The organism is Pseudomonas sp. GL_139_B (genome assembly GCF_057834475.1).
Genome location: NZ_CM174403.1, coordinates 4,266,595 through 4,284,219, shown reverse-complemented (window position 1 = coordinate 4,284,219; position 17,625 = coordinate 4,266,595). Strand labels below are relative to the sequence as shown.

11 protein-coding genes and 4 pseudogenes are annotated in these 17,625 nt (G+C 51.9%); 5 read left to right on the top strand and 10 right to left on the bottom strand.

The annotated features are described in order from the left end of the window. Positions 1–15 precede the first annotated feature (15 nt). From tnpC to AC3ISI_RS19560, 5 genes and pseudogenes are all read left to right on the top strand, one after another. Complete coding sequence (tnpC, locus tag AC3ISI_RS19580) at positions 16–1,560, top strand: IS66 family transposase (RefSeq protein WP_489333395.1); 1,545 nt, start codon at positions 16–18, stop codon at positions 1,558–1,560. 373 nt (positions 1,561–1,933) lie between these two features. Further along, positions 1,934–2,046: pseudogene (locus AC3ISI_RS19575) on the top strand (transposase domain-containing protein); the annotation flags it as partial. 207 nt (positions 2,047–2,253) lie between these two features. Next, positions 2,254–2,366: pseudogene (locus tag AC3ISI_RS19570) on the top strand (transposase domain-containing protein); the annotation flags it as partial. 271 nt (positions 2,367–2,637) lie between these two features. Beyond that, positions 2,638–2,750, top strand: a pseudogene (locus AC3ISI_RS19565) (transposase domain-containing protein); the annotation flags it as partial. A gap of 155 nt (positions 2,751–2,905) precedes the next feature. Next, a pseudogene (locus AC3ISI_RS19560) lies at positions 2,906–3,070 on the top strand (transposase domain-containing protein); the annotation flags it as partial. Between the two features lie 104 nt (positions 3,071–3,174). Here the strand turns inward: AC3ISI_RS19560 and AC3ISI_RS19555 are convergent. The 10 genes from AC3ISI_RS19555 to acnA form a co-directional block, all read right to left on the bottom strand. Continuing rightward, a complete protein-coding gene (locus tag AC3ISI_RS19555) occupies positions 3,175–4,956 on the bottom strand; it encodes a hypothetical protein (RefSeq protein WP_489333394.1) in 1,782 nt (593 codons plus the stop codon). 106 nt (positions 4,957–5,062) lie between these two features. Then, positions 5,063–6,625 carry a glycosyltransferase gene (locus tag AC3ISI_RS19550; RefSeq protein ID WP_489333393.1) on the bottom strand — a complete coding sequence of 521 codons (1,563 nt, stop codon included), beginning with the start codon at positions 6,623–6,625 and terminating at the stop codon, positions 5,063–5,065. 14 nt (positions 6,626–6,639) lie between these two features. After that, a complete protein-coding gene (locus tag AC3ISI_RS19545; protein WP_489333392.1) occupies positions 6,640–8,091 on the bottom strand; it encodes a capsular polysaccharide export protein, LipB/KpsS family in 1,452 nt (483 codons plus the stop codon). Between the two features lie 103 nt (positions 8,092–8,194). Further along, positions 8,195–9,625 carry a mannose-1-phosphate guanylyltransferase/mannose-6-phosphate isomerase gene (locus AC3ISI_RS19540; RefSeq protein ID WP_489337756.1) on the bottom strand — a complete coding sequence of 477 codons (1,431 nt, stop codon included), beginning with the start codon at positions 9,623–9,625 and terminating at the stop codon, positions 8,195–8,197. Positions 9,626–9,670: 45 nt separating this feature from the next. Continuing rightward, entirely contained in the window at positions 9,671–10,747 is a 1,077-nt protein-coding gene (locus AC3ISI_RS19535) for a polysaccharide biosynthesis/export family protein (protein WP_489337755.1), read from the bottom strand. 40 nt (positions 10,748–10,787) lie between these two features. Then, positions 10,788–11,894, bottom strand: coding sequence for a KpsE/RkpR family capsule polysaccharide export protein (locus AC3ISI_RS19530; RefSeq protein ID WP_489333391.1), 1,107 nt, complete (start codon positions 11,892–11,894; stop codon positions 10,788–10,790). Positions 11,895–11,941: 47 nt separating this feature from the next. Further along, on the bottom strand, positions 11,942–12,595 hold the full coding sequence (locus AC3ISI_RS19525; protein WP_489333390.1) for an ABC transporter ATP-binding protein: 654 nt from the start codon (positions 12,593–12,595) through the stop codon (positions 11,942–11,944). Positions 12,596–12,608: 13 nt separating this feature from the next. Next, positions 12,609–13,403, bottom strand: coding sequence for an ABC transporter permease (locus AC3ISI_RS19520; protein WP_489333389.1), 795 nt, complete (start codon positions 13,401–13,403; stop codon positions 12,609–12,611). A gap of 241 nt (positions 13,404–13,644) precedes the next feature. Then, on the bottom strand, positions 13,645–14,436 hold the full coding sequence (locus AC3ISI_RS19515) for a CPBP family intramembrane glutamic endopeptidase (RefSeq protein WP_489333388.1): 792 nt from the start codon (positions 14,434–14,436) through the stop codon (positions 13,645–13,647). Positions 14,437–14,703: 267 nt separating this feature from the next. Next, entirely contained in the window at positions 14,704–17,445 is a 2,742-nt protein-coding gene (gene acnA, locus AC3ISI_RS19510) for an aconitate hydratase AcnA (RefSeq protein ID WP_489333387.1), read from the bottom strand. Between the last annotated feature and the right edge of the window lie 180 nt (positions 17,446–17,625).

Below are 17,625 nucleotides of genomic sequence, written 5' to 3'. Positions count from 1 at the left end.
CGGTATAATCCGGGCATGACTTTCATGCCCGACGACCTTCCAGACGATCCTGTTTTGCTCAAGCAAATGTTGCTTGAGGCGTTCAGTCGTCAAGAGGAAGTGGCTCAGTCCTACCAGACCTACATCGTCGATTTGAAAGAACAGATCAAATTGCTACGCGACCGTCTATTCGGACGTAAATCCGAACAGACAGTTGAGCCCAACACGCCGCAACTGGCTCTTTTCAACGAGCCAGAAAGCGAACCGATATCTCTCATCGTTGATATCGAAGAAGAAGTCGTTACACCGACCCCGCGCCGTGGTAAACGCAAACCATTGTCGGCTGACCTACCGCGTATCGAAGTCATCCACGAACTGCCTGAACACGAACTGACCTGTGCCTGCGGCTGCCGCAAACACGCCATCGGTGAAGAAACCAGCGAGCAACTGGACATCGTGCCAATGCAGATCCGGGTGATCAAACACATCCGCAAGGTTTACGGCTGCCGCGGTTGTGAAACGTCGCCGGTTACCGCCGACAAACCCGCCCAGCTCATCGAAAAGAGCATGGCCAGCCCGAGTGTGCTGGCCATGCTGTTGACCACCAAGTATGTCGATGGCTTGCCGCTGCATCGTTTCGAGACGGTCTTGAGCCGACACGGTATCGATATCCCACGTCAGACCCTGGCACGTTGGGTTATCCAGTGCGGTGAGCACTTACAGCCGCTGCTGAATTTGATGCGCGACCGCTTACTGGAAAGTCCAGTCATCCACTGCGATGAGACTCGCGTCCAGGTACTCAAAGAACCGGATCGAGATCCGACCAGCCAGTCCTGGATGTGGGTGCAGGCCAGCGGCCCGCCGGATCGAAAAGTCGTGCTGTTCGACTACACCTCCAGCCGTGCGCAGGAAGTGCCGCTACGGCTGCTGGAAAGTTATCACGGCTACGTGATGACCGACGATTACGCAGGTTATAACGCGCTGGCGTTGCAACCGGGCGTGGAACGCCTGGCGTGCATGGCCCATGCGCGGCGCAAGTTTGTTGAGGCGCAAAAAGTGCAGCCCAAGGGCAAGACGGGCCGCGCCGATATCGCGCTGACCATGATTAATAAGTTGTATGGCGTCGAGCGCGAACTCAAGGACGCCTGCGATGAACAGCGTTTTATTGGCCGTCAGGAAAAGAGCTTGCCGATCCTGGGTCAGTTGAAAAGTTGGCTGGAGAAAACGCAGCCACAGGTGACGCCACAAAGTGTGCTGGGCAAGGCCGTGAATTATCTGGCCAGCAACTGGTGCCGGCTGGAACGCTACGTGGAGGCTGGGTTTTTACCGATCGACAACAACCCGGCAGAGCGTGCAATAAAACCGTTTGTGATCGGGCGCAAGGCATGGCTGTTCAGCGATACGCCTAAAGGCGCTACCGCCAGTGCCCAGATCTACAGCTTGGTCGAGACCGCCAAGGTCAACGGCCAGGAACCTTATACGTGGCTGCGCCACGTACTGGAGCGACTGCCACATGCGCAGTCGGTGGCAGACTATGAAGCACTGCTGCCGTGGAATTGCTCGCCAGAGATACCACGTTAAATCTGCCCCCTATTGAGGGAGGATCGAATCGTACGCTCGGGAGACCTCTGGATGTCCTTGGTGTACCGCCAAAACCAACCAACACGTAATAGATTCGTGACGTTTTTAGAGCGTCCGGCCGCCATGAAAACTAGAGCGTCCGCCCCCCGGTACAAAAAACGTCCTACCCCTGGTACAGGATCAAAGTGGCTCAAATGAGCACAGAGAGGGCGAAACTCCGCATTTATGTGGCTTTGTTGGGGCTTTGTTGTGCCACAGAAATAGCCGGACTTTGCATTTTTCTGCCATCTAAACCGGACGTGACTATTTATGTGGCACAACAAAGCCGCAACAAAGCCACAACAAAGCCACAACAATGTCACATGTGCCAAGCCAAGAATCCTATGCGTGGCTGCGCCACGCACTTGAACGCCTGCCACAGGTAATCTCGGTTGAAGATTGCGAAGCCTTGATCCTTGGAGCTGCTCGCTTGCATCGCCTCGCTAAGCGCGACGCCTATTTTGAATGGGTGGGGTTCATGGAGCGCTTACACTTGAACGCCTGCCACAGGTAATCTCGGTTGAAGATTGCGAAGCCTTGATCCTTGGAGCTGCTCGCTTGCATCGCCTCGCTAAGCGCGACGCCTATTTTGAATGGGTGGGGTTCATGGAGCGCTTACGATGACTTGGCCGGACGGATACACATGTGCCAAGCCAAGAATCCTATGCGTGGCTGCGCCACGCACTTGAACGCCTGCCACAGGTAATCTCGGTTGAAGATTGCGAAGCCTTGATCCTTGGAGCTGCTCGCTTGCATCGCCTCGCTAAGCGCGACGCCTATTTTGAATGGGTGGGGTTCATGGAGCGCTTACGATGACTTGGCCGGACGGATACACATGTGCCAAGCCAAGAATCCTATGCGTGGCTGCGCCACGCACTTGAACGCCTGCCACAGGTAATCTCGGTTGAAGATTGCGAAGCCTTGATCCTTGGAGCTGCTCGCTTGCATCGCCTCGCTAAGCGCGACGCCTATTTTGAATGGGTGGGGTTCATGGAGCGCTTACGATGACTTGGCCGGACGGATACACATGTGCCAAGCCAAGAATCCTATGCGTGGCTGCGCCACGCACTTGAACGCCTGCCACAGGTAATCTCGGTTGAAGATTGCGAAGCCTTGATCCTTGGAGCTGCTCGCTTGCATCGCCTCGCTAAGCGCGACGCCTATTTTGAATGGGTGGGGTTCATGGAGCGCTTACGATAATGTGATGATTCAATGTCACTAACTCATCGACACTCAGATGATCAATATTGATACTCATGATGCCCTCCAATTCCAAGGTAGTAGCGCCTCAAAGTCTTCTACCGACTCGGCCAGCACTCAACTTTACAGTTTGGTCGAGACGGCTAACGCCAACGGCCAAGAGCCCTATGCGTGGCTGCTCTACGCACCTGAGTACTTCCCACAAGTCTCGAGCGTAGAAAACCTCGAGGCCTTGCTGCCTTGGAACTGCTCGCCCACATCGCCTCGCTAAGCGCGCCGCCTATTTTTGAATAGGTGGGGTTTATGGAGCGCTTACAATACACTCATCGTTGGTACGCACTGTTTGTACCTTGAGGTGATTTTGATTCATTGGCGTCAATTAAATTTCTTGGCCATGTCAAGCTTTGCAGTTGGGTTTGCTTTTGCGAATTCGAATGCGCTATTGATTTTCGAAAATATGTCTGCGAATACATAGGTTTCTTTAAGTTGCTTGTGCGCCTCGAATAATGCAACTTGGTCTATCCACCATTGATTGGGGTTTGATAGGTTGAAGTTATTCTCAAACCAGATTTTGATGTGAGTAAGAAGTTCTATCGCTGGCTGTTTTTTATAAAAAGCAGTGCCGCTAGCTTGGAGCGTGTGCCAAGGAAAGTGGTGATAATAGGGGGCGACTTTTATACCAATATCTGAATTGTTGTCGCTGATGATTTCCATTAATGAGCTTTCGTCTGTTAATGCTGAGTCGATGTCGATAATGAGCAAGGGGAAAGAAATTCGTTCTATATTGTTGTGGCAGTAAATAAACCTCGCCATAGTGTAGTAAGCGCGCGGCAGAGGGGTCGAGTGGAATTCGAATGAAAAGGTTATCTCCGGATTTTCAGAGACAAGTTTTTCACTGAGGCTTTTTTCGCAAGCTTGATCTATTATCACGTGAAGGTGCCAAGTGATATGAGGTACAGAAGCTGCGTTATATTTTATATTGTTTAGGTAAAGTTTAAGGTAGTTGATGTCGCAGGACATTAGGATTGTGGGGCGGTCCTCTTGCGCGCGATGGCTATGTTGAATGTACTGGACGTTATTGAAGTTTGAGCGTCCAGTGGCGCCATAAGAATTCGCCCCCCATGAGTGATTTAAAGCGAAAGAGTTGCTGGTGGCTGCGCTTTCCCAATGTAAACTATAGTCAGATTGACCTTTTAAGTGTGCAATTAAGCCGGAGTAAAGCAGATTCCAACTTTTATTGCCGTTTATTTTTTTGTCTGAATCTACGATTTGTTCAAGTTCTTCGTTCAGCCCAAGTTGTAAGAGTGCTTCGGCTAGACATTCAAAAGCTAATGAGTAAAAAAGATCGAAGTCCTCGCTTGGGCATGGGATGTGAGATTTTAAAGTGTCTTTTATTTTAGAGTAATTACCCGCCCAACGATCACCATAGGATTTTAGTGATGTCCACTCAATTTTATTGCTGGGGCGTGATTGGGTAAGAATGCTGAGTTCATGTTTAAGGTCTAGCTTTATAAGTGTGTATCCATATGCTGCTTGAAAATTAAAGCTGTTTTCAATGTCTAGCAATAGTTTTTTTACGGAGTATAGTAGTGCGATATAGCACTGCACATATCTCCCTTCCTGCATGAGATTTTTTATACTTTTCACGGATAATGAATCAGTTTTTTTATCCCAAATTTCAGCAGTCGTACCATGGTGGGCGGCTGTGGTTTTTTTTATTAAATTTGATATTTCGGTGCGTAAGTTCTCATCTGAAATATTTTCCAGCAGGGATGCGGCATTTTTTAGTTTTAAGTTGTATATGTATATCAGCGCTTTTGTGCGGATGAACTCAATGTTTTCTGGTTGTTTTTCTATGCAAGAGTTAATGGATGTGGTTGCTAGCTGAAAGTCGGGAAGGAAGAATCCAGCTATTACAGAGATGTAATAATTTACAGAGGTGGTGCTGATTTTTGTTAGCCTAAATAATTTTAGTGCCGCGTAAAATTTTCGTTTGTGAAATAGTAAGGATATCGACTTTTCAATAAAACTGGTTTCGTAATCTGGTAGCTCAAAAAGGCAAGCTGAAATTATGAGTGATTCTCTGTCTAGCTCGCCGCTAAGGGTCATGCTGCGAATGTCTGTAAGTCTAGTGTTGTGAATTTTGTCTAGATTCATAATGCAAGTCTTTCGTGGTGAGCTATGAGATGGTTGATGCTAATCTAATTGATAATAAATACAGTCGGAAATATTTTCGACTGCATTTATTATGTAGTGACGCTTTTTACGCTTGTTGGCCGGCAAGATAGTTAACGAGTTCGCGATAGGTTTTTTTGTTGGCAAATAGTTGCTTCGCCTTATTTTGATTTGCTATTCGAATGCCGTAATCTTTTTTGATGTTAAATTCATATTTGGATATGAAGTTGACAATGTCATCGGGCGTATTGGCTATGGCTGAGGGGAAATCACTGCCAAGACACTCTTGTCCTAACTCGTTGGTGATAAGATGCTTTCCTGCGAATACAGCTTCAACACTTTTAAAGTTAAGGCCGCCCTGTACTAGTACTGGATTCAGAGAGACATCAATATGATTATAGAAGTCAGCGATGCTGTTCACGAACCCAAGTGGTACGACATTAGGGTCGAGAAAAATCTTCGGCAAAATATCTGTTGATTTGCAAATTGACCCGGCAATCAAAAGCTTACTGTCTGGTGAGTACTTTTTGATTGCTGGCCACCACTCATCCAGAATATGGATGAGTGATTTTACATTGGCTGACATTTGGCCGCCGATAAAACCAAAATATAGAGGTTTGCCATGTGGTCGGGATTTCACTTGCGACAGGGCATAATCGAACCCAGATGATGCTCGAATCACATTAGTGGATTTTTTCAGCGATTTTTTAAGAATGTCTTCATCTGAAACCGATATCGCAAGCACGGAATCGCATTTTTTCAGTTGCTTAAGTTCGCACTTTTTTTCAATAACGCTATTGAAGAAAATCCTTTCTTTGCGGTTGAGGATTTCTTCATTTCTTGTAAATTGAACGTCGTGTGTGTCACAGATGACTTTGAAGTTCTCATTGTCGTGTATTATGTGGTCGAGGGCGCCCATCATCCATGCATAAGAGACAATCACCGACTCATATTTGTTTGCGAGATAGAGAGAGTTTACCCAGCGTTTGCATGACTCTGTAGGTCGAGTATTAAGTCGCTCAGAAAATAGTTCTGGAAGCTCTTTGGATTTTCCAAGTATAGTTCGTGCTTTTGATTCGAGATAACGCTTTGCGATTATGCATGCGTTGTGTTTTTTCTTGTTGTTTTTATAGATATAAACATTGTTGCAAATCGTGCCAAGCGCTGTTTGGAATTCGCTTTGCTTAACGTTTTTTGGCGTGGTAAGCAGAACGTCAACCAAAATTCCATTTTTTCCAAGATTGAACAGCAGGTTGAATGCACGCTGGTGCGATCCTAATGTCAAGGGCAGGATGGAACCAGGGAATACCAACAAAGTGGAGGCTTTTTTCTTCGGGTTGAGCCGATATCTAGCAAGTTTTCCATCGCTATGAATATGCCAAACGTTCCCGAGGCTATTGGAGAAAAAGCTGTTTAGCATTTTTTCATCGGCAGCATAGTTGTCCGCTGCAACTAATATTAAGTCATGGGCGTTACAGCAAAAATCTAAAAAAGCTTGAGTGTCTTTTGCTTCTTTTAAGTTAGGGTGTGAGGTGCATTTCTTTAGATTTAATCCAACGTAACTATTGCCTGTGTTTTTTGTCAATAGTTCGCTAATGCTGGTCTGCTGAGCAGCGTTAATGGTTTCAATGAAGATTGCAACGTTTTTCATGATATGGTCCCTATTTATCTTACTTCGTTGCCGTAGATGTCGATAGTTTTATTGAATTTGTAGTCGGGCTTTGCTGATTTACATTCGTCGACTATTTTAATAGAATATCGGTCTTTACTTGGCTTTCTGGAAGTTGAGAACTCATATTGTTTCGCATTTATGTGTTTCTTCGTTATTTCAGTTAGCCATTCTTTAGTTATGGGTGTTTTGTTTTTTCTGTATGTCAAATCAAGTGTTGAGTTGAGCGGGAATGCGAGGTGCACTTCTACGGCATCAACTTGCAGTTTAGCGGGATTAGGGGGGGGTTCGACTTCAAGTGTTGCGGTGCTTTTCGAATTGATCGAAAGCTGTGCATTTACCACTGAACTATTGTATGGGCCATTAGGTAAAAGCAGGTTCGATTTCAGCAGCAATCCCAAATATTTGATTAGTCGCTGATAATTAATGCCTGTGGAGATATTTTTTTCATTCAGTTCACTCGTTAATCCGGCGGACGAATAGATAGACTGGCCCAAGGATATGACTGGCTTTCCTTTTATCAGGGCTTCCAAGCCCACCGTGCTATTGATAGTTACAACAATATCTGACCAGTCCAGCCAGTGCTCCAGGCTTTTTTCGCTTGATATTTTAACGTTATCAAATCGTGGGATATTGATAAGCGTATCAGTAGTTTCTTCCGGGTGTGGGCGAATCAAGAAGGAGCTTTCTTTAGTGTTTAGAGTGGAGTGGATGTCTAAAAACGTTTCGCGCATAGTTCGGTATTTGCAGTACAGAATAATGTTTGTATCGAGTTGAACCTGCAATGGAAAGAATACGTTTAAGTTTCTTTTTTGTTCGGTGTTTTTTTCGATCTGAGGGCCGATATTAAAGAGTTGTTTGGTGAATGAAGTTTCCTCGTCGGATAGAAAAAATTTATCCACGATTTCGGGCGTCAGCTCATTCAATGAAGAAGCGCCATTTACGCCTATGCGGTCGATAAATAAAGAACCCTTGAGAAGGCCGCGCTCAAGGAAGGCGCACTCTATTTTTCGTTGTTGGCAGATAAGTCTCAGGGTGTTGGCAACATAACCTGTAAAGCCGTTCCAGATAACTATTTTTTCGAAGTTGTAAGTCTCTATGATGTTTGAAAGGGTTTTGTGGATTTTATGGATGTCTCTAATGGTTTTTGCTCGCTGCCCAGGCCATCCAACTACCGGTCGACGTCTTGCCTCTGCGCTCATAACGTCATTGTACTTGATGCCGTCTTCAAGTAGGGAGTCTATGGTTGCGTCTGTGTCAGCGGCGTCTTTCGATGCGTGATCGTCGATTGATATGGTTTTTATTCCATTATTCTCGAAATATCGTCCTTTGGTACTGGAATATAGAAGTATTATAGGGGAGTGCCCGGCCTCTTTTATCCCCAGAGCCAAGGTCAAAATTCTGTATTGATTCTCTAGGTGATCGCCGCATTGAATCAGTATGTTCATATATGCACTTTAACTTACCATGCTCACTCTGTCTGTTAGATAAAGTGAGCAGGCTGAATAACTTTTTTGCACAAACTTATGTTTGTACGCGGTTAATAGGTGATTATGCAGGTTCCCGCACGGATTCAACGCTGCGTCCGTAGCGGTCTTCGAAACGAACTATGTCGTCCTCACCTAGATATCCACCTGATTGAACTTCAATCATTTCCAGAGGGATTTTCCCTGGGTTCTCAAGCGCATGTACAACGCCTACTGGGATATAGGTAGATTGGTTTTCGGTAAGCAGTATCTGCTTGTCGCCAATCGATACTTTCGCCGTGCCAGTAACGACAATCCAGTGTTCTGCGCGGTGATGATGCATCTGTACCGAGAGCTTTTGCCCTGGTGCAACAGTAATGCGCTTCACCTGATAACGCGGACCATGGTCAATGGCGTCGTAAGCCCCCCATGGACGGTAGACTTTGCGGTGATTGGTTGCCTCGGTACGAGCGCTCTGCTTGATACGGTCAACCAACAATTTGACGTCTTGAGCATGGTCCTTATTGGCGACCATTACGGCATCAGCCGTTTCGACCACGATTACATTGTCCAGGCCCAGTACCGACACTAAGCGGTGCTCTGCGTGTACATAGGCATTGCGGGTGGATTCAAGTATGACATCGCCGCGAGAAGCGTTGCCTTGCGGGTCCTTATTGGCGATCTCCCATACCGCTGTCCAAGAGCCTACATCATTCCAGCCAGCGTCCAGCGGAACGACGGACACTTGATTGGAGCGTTCCATAACGGCGTAATCGATGGAGATGTTTTCGACGGTGGCGAAGGTCTTAAGGTCCAAGCGGGTGAAATCCAGGTCTTCCTTGGCGTTGGCCAACGCGATTTCCACAGAAGCGAGCACCTGCGGCGCATGTTCTCGCAATTGGGCGAGCATGCTTGAAGCTTTGAATAGAAACATGCCACTGTTCCAATAGAAACGACCGTCAGCCAGATACTGTTCGGCGGTGGCGAGGTCCGGCTTTTCCACAAACGCTTGTACCGCTTGGATCTGGTCGGATTTTTCCGCAGTGCGAATGTAACCGTAACCGGTTTCGGCTTTGGTGGGCACGATTCCGAAGGTCACGATTCGGCCTTCCAGCGCGGCGGGTTTGCCTTTTTCAAAGGCTGCGCGTAGCGCGTCCAGATCATCAATCACGTGATCGGCAGGTAGTACCAGCAGCAATTCATCCTTGCCATCTGCCAGTGTTTTAACCACTGCCGCTGCAATGGCCGGAGCGGTATTGCGCCCAATGGGCTCAAGCAAAATGGCTTGTGGGTTGATACCGAGCGCACGGCATTGCTCGGCCACCAGAAAGCGATGGTCCTCATTGCTGACAACAATGGGGGTCGGCGGTCCATCCAGGATCCCTGCCAGACGCGTCAAAGTGTTCTGGAACAGCGATTGGTCGCCGTTGAGGGTCAGAAACTGTTTTGGGTGCATGGCTCTAGACAAGGGCCAAAGCCGGGAACCGGAACCGCCTGATAAAATTACTGGGATCATCATGTGCCCTATATTCGTCCGTGAAATGTCTTGAATGATTAAGAGTTAATTAGCTTCATAGGCTTCTATAGATCTGCCCAACACCATTGTCTGAACAATCGGGCCTATGATTTTTTGCCATTCATACACCGCAGCATTGGTGACATAAATGGTGTCATCGGGCTTTAACATGACTTTACGTGCGAAGAAAATCGCTGCTGGATCACGCATATCAATGCGCATGACTGTAGGTTTGGGTGTTTCGCCTTCGCCCATTCGAAATACGAAAACACCTTGTGGATTCGCATTGGCTTCTCTCAGGCCTCCAACCGAGCCCAGTGCATCTAGCAGGCTGGCATTTTGGGAGGGGAGGTCGTGTAAGCCCGGTTGACCCACTGCGCCCATTGCAACAAAGCGTTGACGTGCCCGATCGAGGACTACTTCTGTATTGGGTTTCAGTACAAAGTTATTACCGGCCAGAATGTCCTCGTAGTTGAACGTGCTGACCTGACTACCATTGCGCACAGTGACATTGACCAGATGCGGTTCCATTACCGGTCCACCAGCCTGGTTAACAGCATCAAGCAAAGTCAGTGGGCCTTGCAGGGTGGAAAAACGCCCCGGGGCTTTTACTGCACCAGCTACCAGCACCGAGCCAGACAGATCGCCAACCAAATCAACGTGTGCTTGCACGTCGGTGGTCACGCCCTTCAGCTTCTGGCGAATCATGTCTTCGACCTGAATCAAAGTCATACCAGCAACAAATTGATGACCAACGTACGGTAAGGAGATCATCCCCTTGTCGTCGATGCGCACTTTGAGTTGGGTGCCGCCCGTAGAGAGCGGGGCGAACAGGCGGCTGCCTTCCGGAGCATTGTCGGTGATCAGCACGTTGATCACGTCACCGCCCATCAGGCGCACACTTTGCGCCAGAGAAGTGGTGATTTGAGTTTTGGCCGGTTTGGCGGCTGGGCGCATGAACGGTGCGATGGTGTTGGCGTTGATGTCCACCAGGTCATACGCAGTGCTTTGGCTTTTGCTTTCGATATCACCTTTGTACGGACCTGCGCCGGACAGGGTGCCACCGCACCCTGCCAGCGCCAAAGTCACCAGCATCAAACCCGCAACAGCACTGTTTCGCATGCTCACATTCAGGGGGCGAAAGGGCAGGCCAGAAATGGATTTAATCACGATGATCCTCGATCGATGCAATAAGGAAGCGGGCAATACCGTAGAGCAACAGCAGGGCCAGGAAGATGGTTGCCAGGTTGTAGATGCGCTCTGGGTACAGGGCCATCTGCGGCGTGTTCGGGGTGACTACGGTGACCAGGGTGCGGATCTTCTTGCTGGCTTCGATGCGGGCGTTGTCGAGTGCGGCAACGGCGGTCTTGTAGGTTTCTTCGGCGATGCCAGCGTCCAGGGTCAATTGCTGGAAGCGCGAGGCGACGACGTTGAGCTGGTCGCCGTCAGGCGCGGACACCAGCAGGCGTTTTTCGGCACTCAGCTGTTCGCGAATGGCGGCCACGCGTTGCTGTTGTTGCTTGACCTGCGGTGAGTCCGGGTGAAGTTTGTAGAGCATTTGCGTGAGTACGGCGCGCTCTTTGGAGTGCTCGCCTTCGAGGGTGTCGATGATGCTGGCGCGGCCGAGAGCCGAGCTTTTACCGTCCAGTACCTTGTTGCGGTTCTGGAAGGTCAACAGCTCTTCTTTGCGTTGGGTGTAGTTCTTTTTGGCGCCTTCCAGTTCGCCTTGGGCAAAGCGCATCTGCTCGCGGGCGATGCTGTGGGAGACTTCGTTCACGAAGTGCTCGCTGGCTTCCAGAATGGTCTTGACCATTTGCTCGGCCAGTTCCGGGCTGAAGGCTTGTACTTCAACTTTCAGCAGGCCGGTGGTTTCGTCGTAGTGGGCCGACACCATGCGCTGGTAGTACTTGAGCAAATCCTCACGCTCGGTGTCTTTGTCCAGCCAGAAGAAAGGGTCGTTGCGTTGCTTGCTGTATTGCTCGACCCAGTGCAGGCGATCTTCCAGCAGCTGCATCATGTCCATCGACACGATGTACTCGCGCAGGTACAGAGTCTCTTCCCGGGACGCCGGATTGGTGCCGCTGAGCAGCATTGCCAGGCCTGGGAGTTGAGCGCCAGGATTGTTGCCTTCTTGGCGCACCACGACTTGCGCGGAGCTGACATAGCGGTCCACGGCAAAAAAGCTGTAGTAGACGATGGCCAGTACCATCGGTACTAGGATTAGCCCCAGCGTCAGGCGCCAGCCCTTGAATTTACCCGTACTGCTCATATGCACTTGCATCCTTGAAATAAAACAATCACGCCACGGTCAGGTGATCAGGTGTTGTAGGCCTTGATGCCTTCATCGACATCGTCATAGATCTGTACCCCGCCATCGCGTACCAGCAGTACGACGTCACAGAGCTTTTTGATTTCGGGCATGCTGTGGGAAACCAGCACCACCTTGGATTTCTGCAGGCGTGCTTCAAACACGTCAGCGCATTTGCGCTTGAAGTGCGCGTCGCCAACCGACATCACTTCATCGATCAGGTAGTAGTCGAAGTCGAAGGCCATGCTCAGGCCAAAAGCCAGGCGCGAGCGCATGCCGGAGGAGTAGGTCTTGACCGGTTCGTCGATCCAGCTGCCGATTTCGGCAAAGTCTTCGACATAGCTGACCTTCTGACGCATGGCATCGCCTACTGCGCCGTAGACCCGGCTGACAAACTTGATGTTTTCCCGGCCGGTCATGCTGCCCTGAAAACCGCCGGACAAGCCCACAGGCCAGGAAACGCTTTTATCGGTGACGATGGTGCCGGAGTCCGGCACGTCGGCTCCCCCCAGCAGGCGCATCAAGGTCGACTTGCCTGCGCCATTGCGGCCGATCAGGCCGATGTTCTTGCCGGCGGGAATCTTCAGTGACAGGTCACGAAACACGTGGCGACGCCCCTTGGGGGTCAGGTACGACTTGGTGAGATTTCTGAGCTCGAACACGGGAAGCCTGCGGTTAGCCGTTCTTGGTGGAGATCAAATGCAGTCGACGAACCCGATAAGTGCCCAGGGAGACGAACAGCAAGACCAGGGTGAAGACAATCACGTATTGCACCGAAACGCCGTCGACTGGAACGTAGTGCGGAAAGATTTCGGCGCGAATCAGTTCCAGTAGGTGCAGGAAGGGATTGAGCAGCAGCAGTGGCAGCATGGCGTGCGGCAGGTAGGCGGCGGGGATGAGTACGCCGGATATAAAATACAGCGGGAAAAACATCATACGGATGAATAACGTACTGCTGGGCATGGCATGGGCGATCAGCGACAACAACATGCCCAGGCCGAAAGAAAACAATACGCCCAACAGAATGGTCAGCATCCATTCAATAGGTGATTTGATCGACACATCGAAACCAAACCAAGCGAAACCGAACACCAGAATGGCGTACACAGTCGCTGAAATGCTGAACTCCACCAGCACTCGGGCGATAAAGGTGTCGAGAGGCTTGATTTGTTTATAAGCAAATAGCGAGCGGTTTTCCTTGGGGCTGTTCATCAGGCGCAAGGCGGTGTTGCGGAACAGCAGGAAGGGTGCGAGACCGACCAGTACAAAAACGGGATAGTCGATGCCGGACACAGTGCGGCCACGTATCAGGGCAAAGAACACGCTAAGAATCAGCAGGTGACAAATCGGTTCGATCAGCGTCCAGATTGCGCCCATACGCCGTTCGCCAAAACGCGATCGCGCTTCACGCAACACCAACGCAAAAATAACGGATTTTTTGATTTGCAGCGAGGAACGAGGCTTGAGCATTATTTACCGCACAGCACAACGGCGCGGTAAACGCGTTGCTTGAATTCATTTTCAGAGGACTATCTGTCGCTGTAGGACAAATCGCTTCCATTCGTGGGGCGGGAGGGTAAACGGTGTGGCCGACAGGAGTCAAGTCACTTAGTTCCCTACCTATAGTCGGAAAATTTTGCCAATGATCAGGGCATTTTGAAGGTTTTTACCGCCCAGTTAGCCGCTGGGGGAGGGGCGCTCCCGCGGTGAGTCAGCCGGCCAGCATCGGGTAGGTAAACAGTCCAAAGTGCAACAAATTAATACCAAAGTGGGTGGCGATGGCCGCCGCCAATCCGCCGTACCGATAAGCCAACCCATAACCGGCACCGGCCAGGCTTGCCAGCAATACCCATTCCCAGCCCGCACCCCAATGGGCCAGCCCGAACAGGATCGAAGCGATCAGCAGGGCAAGGTGTTCGCCATAGGCCAGGTGTTGGAAGCGCCGGCTCAGGCCTCCTTGCAGGTAGCCGCGAAACAGGGCCTCTTCTACTAATGTCACCAGCAGCAGGTTGTTGTTTATCCACAGCCATGCCTGCTCCGGCCATTTCGGTGCCCACTCGACGATCCCCAGCAGCCAGGCTCCCCCAAGTGTGGTGAGCGCCGTCAGGCTGATGGCCAGCGCGCAGGTCTTTAATGTCTGTGTCAATGAATAGGGGGCGACGATCCACGGGCAGACGAGTAGCAGCCAGAAGCCTATCAGCGGTTTGTCGAGGTTGAGGTTCATCGAGAACGGTACGGCGTTCTCGGTAAAGCGCTCGTTGTCGATCATCCTGGCGTTGTAAAACCCCGGCCACCAGTGGAGTGCCAAGGCGAGTGCCAGGAAGATGAACAGGATATGACCGACATAGCGGCCGTAGCGGTAGTGGTGTTGCCGGGCGGCAAAACCGGCGAGTAGCAGCAGGATGATCGCAATGCTCGCCAGTGCCGTCAGTTGTCCGTAGGTGAGTGCCAGGACATAGCCGGCAGAGAGGAGGGTCAGGTACGGCCAGGGCAGTACGAGCATGGGGTCATCCTGATTGACTGGCGGGGCCACGTTATGCGGGGCATTTAGGCAGAAAAGACGGTGAATCAGCAATGACGGAGCTGATTTTTTGCACGTCGCAAGGCCGCCTTCGCTGGCAAGCCGGCTCCTACAAAAACGTGTACACCCTCATTTCGTGGACAGCACAAAACCGGTAGGAGCCGGCTTGCCGGCGAAGGCGTCTGCATTGTCGCCGCACGTCTCAAGGCCGCCTTCGCAACAAGCCAGCTCCTACAAGTTTGCGGTGCTTCAGGACGCAATCAGCTGCCGCAACACGTAATGCAGGATTCCGCCTGATTTGAAGTACTCCACTTCATTGAGTGTATCGATCCGGCACAACACTTCGATTTTCTCGCGGCTGCCATCTTCACGGGTGATGACCAGGGTCAGGTTCATTCGCGGCGTCAGTTCGACGCCGGTCAAGCCGAGGATCTCCAGCGTTTCCTTGCCGGTCAGGTTCAGGCTTTTGCGGTTCTGATCCAGTTTGAACTGCAACGGCAACACGCCCATGCCAACCAGGTTGGAGCGGTGGATGCGTTCGAAGCTTTCGGCGATGACCGCTTTCACGCCCAGTAGATTGGTGCCTTTGGCGGCCCAGTCGCGGCTCGAACCGGTGCCGTATTCTTGACCTGCAATTACCACCAACGGGGTGCCCGATGCTTGATAACGCATGGCGGCGTCGTAGATCGGCATTTTCTCCATAGTGGGAATATAGAAAGTGTTGCCGCCTTCTTCGCCGCCGAGCATTTCGTTGCGGATACGGATGTTGGCAAAGGTACCGCGCATCATCACTTCATGGTTGCCGCGACGCGAACCATAGGAATTGAAGTCGCGCGGCTCCACGCCTTTGTCGCGCAAGTACTGACCGGCGGGGCTGTCGGCCTTGATGTTGCCGGCGGGGGAGATGTGGTCGGTGGTGACCGAGTCACCCAGCAGCGCAAGCACTCTGGCCCCGTCGATGTCCTTGATCACGGGCGGTGGGCCGCCGATGTCGTCGAAGAAGGGCGGGTGCTGGATGTAGGTCGAATCGTCCTGCCACACATAGGTCGCCGCTTGCGGCACCTGGATGGCTTGCCATTGCTCGTCGCCGGCAAACACTTCGGCGTATTCCTTGTGGAACATGGCGGTGTTGACCTGACTCACCGAGTCGGCAATTTCCTTGCTGCTTGGCCAGATGTCGCGCAAGTACACCGGGTTGCCCTCCTTGTCGTTGCCCAGCGGTTCAATGCTGATATCGATGCGCACCGTGCCGGCCAGGGCATAGGCGACGACCAAGGGCGGGGAGGCCAGCCAGTTGGTTTTCACCAGCGGGTGCACGCGGCCTTCAAAGTTGCGGTTGCCCGACAAGACCGAGGCGACAGTCAGGTCGGCGGCCTGGATGGCTTTTTCGATGGGTTCCGACAAGGGCCCGGAGTTGCCGATGCAGGTGGTGCAGCCGTAGCCGACCAATGCAAAACCCAGCTCATCAAGGTATTGGGTCAGGCCCGCCGCCTTGTAGTAGTCGGTGACTACTTTGGAGCCCGGTGCCAGCGAACTCTTGACCCAGGGTTTACGCGTAAGGCCTTTTTCCACGGCTTTTTTCGCCACCAGGCCCGCCGCCATCATCACGCTCGGGTTGGAGGTGTTGGTGCAGGACGTGATCGCGGCAATCACTACGGCGCCGTTTTTCAGGCGATGGGTTTGGCCGCCATGTTCGTAGTCTGCTTCACCGGCCAGATCGGCATTGCCCACCGCGACACCGCCGCCGCCCTCACTTTCGAGGCGCCCTTCTTCTTTGCTGGTGGGTTTGGATTGCAAGTCGATGAAGTCAGAGAACGCCTGCGCGACATTGGGCAGGGAAACGCGATCCTGTGGGCGTTTAGGGCCGGCGAGGCTGGCTTCGACGTTGGTCATGTCCAGTGCGAGGCTGTCGGTGAACACCGGTTCTTTGCCCGGCAAGCGCCACAAACCCTGGGCTTTGGTATAGGCCTCGACCAGTTTGACCACTTCGGCCGGGCGGCCGGACAGGCGCAAATACTCCAGGGTCACGTCGTCTACCGGGAAGAAGCCGCAGGTGGCGCCGTATTCCGGGGCCATGTTGGCAATGGTCGCGCGGTCGGCCAGCGGCAAGTCGGCGAGGCCGTCGCCATAGAACTCGACGAATTTGCCGACCACGCCTTTCTTGCGCAGCATCTGTGTGACGGTCAGCACCAGGTCGGTGGCGGTGATGCCTTCCTTGAGCTTGCCGGTGAGTTTGAAACCGATCACTTCGGGGATCAGCATCGACACCGGCTGACCGAGCATCGCTGCTTCCGCTTCGATCCCGCCGACACCCCAGCCGAGGACGCCAAGGCCGTTGATCATGGTGGTGTGAGAATCAGTGCCGACCAGGGTGTCGGGGAAGGCATAGGTGCGGCCATCCTCGTCCTTGGTCCAGACCGTGCGGCCCAGGTATTCGAGGTTGACCTGATGGCAAATCCCGGTGCCCGGCGGCACTACGCTGAAGTTGTGGAAGGCGCTCTGGCCCCAGCGCAAGAACGCGTAACGCTCACCATTGCGCTGCATCTCAATGTCGACGTTCTGCTCGAAGGCGCTGGCGCTGGCGAATTTATCGACCATCACCGAGTGGTCGATCACCAGGTCCACCGGCGACAACGGGTTGATGCGTTGCGGGTCGCCACCGGCCTTGGCCATGGCAGCGCGCATGGCGGCCAGGTCGACCACGGCGGGAACGCCGGTAAAGTCCTGCATCAACACGCGGGCTGGGCGGTACTGGATTTCCCGGTCGGAGCGACGCTCCTTGAGCCACGCGGCAATTGCCTTGAGGTCGGCGCCGGTGACGGTTTTTTCGTCCTCCCAGCGCAATAGATTTTCCAGCAGCACTTTCAACGACATGGGCAATAGGTCGAGATCACCGAGGCTCTTGGCAGCGTCGGGCAGACTGAAATAGTGGTACGTCTTGTCGTCGACTTGCAGTGTTTTAAGGGTTTTCAGGCTATCGAGGGACGGCATTGAAATGACTCCTTTTGGTCCGCACGGCTACGGACTGACGGGACGAATAGAGCTCTAAACCTAGTCCTGTTTGGACGTTAAGGCTAATAACTGGACTCTATGGTTAAGTCCAAAGTTGCGAACTCGGCTATCATGCGCCCGTTTTCGTGACAGGCTTTGCTTCAACGCAAGTCTGGGCAT

Excerpts from the sequence above, each read along its gene's own strand:
- tnpC (WP_489333395.1), top strand. The coding sequence starts at position 16 with ATGACTTTCATGCCCGACGACCTTCCAGACGATCCTGTTTTGCTCAAG.
- AC3ISI_RS19555 (WP_489333394.1), bottom strand. The coding sequence starts at position 4,956 with ATGAATCTAGACAAAATTCACAACACTAGACTTACAGACATTCGCAGC.
- AC3ISI_RS19550 (WP_489333393.1), bottom strand. The coding sequence starts at position 6,625 with ATGAAAAACGTTGCAATCTTCATTGAAACCATTAACGCTGCTCAGCAG.
- AC3ISI_RS19545 (WP_489333392.1), bottom strand. The coding sequence starts at position 8,091 with ATGAACATACTGATTCAATGCGGCGATCACCTAGAGAATCAATACAGA.
- AC3ISI_RS19540 (WP_489337756.1), bottom strand. The coding sequence starts at position 9,625 with ATGATCCCAGTAATTTTATCAGGCGGTTCCGGTTCCCGGCTTTGGCCC.
- AC3ISI_RS19535 (WP_489337755.1), bottom strand. The coding sequence starts at position 10,747 with ATGCGAAACAGTGCTGTTGCGGGTTTGATGCTGGTGACTTTGGCGCTG.
- AC3ISI_RS19530 (WP_489333391.1), bottom strand. The coding sequence starts at position 11,894 with ATGAGCAGTACGGGTAAATTCAAGGGCTGGCGCCTGACGCTGGGGCTA.
- AC3ISI_RS19520 (WP_489333389.1), bottom strand. The coding sequence starts at position 13,403 with ATGCTCAAGCCTCGTTCCTCGCTGCAAATCAAAAAATCCGTTATTTTT.
- AC3ISI_RS19515 (WP_489333388.1), bottom strand. The coding sequence starts at position 14,436 with ATGCTCGTACTGCCCTGGCCGTACCTGACCCTCCTCTCTGCCGGCTAT.
- acnA (WP_489333387.1), bottom strand. The coding sequence starts at position 17,445 with ATGCCGTCCCTCGATAGCCTGAAAACCCTTAAAACACTGCAAGTCGAC.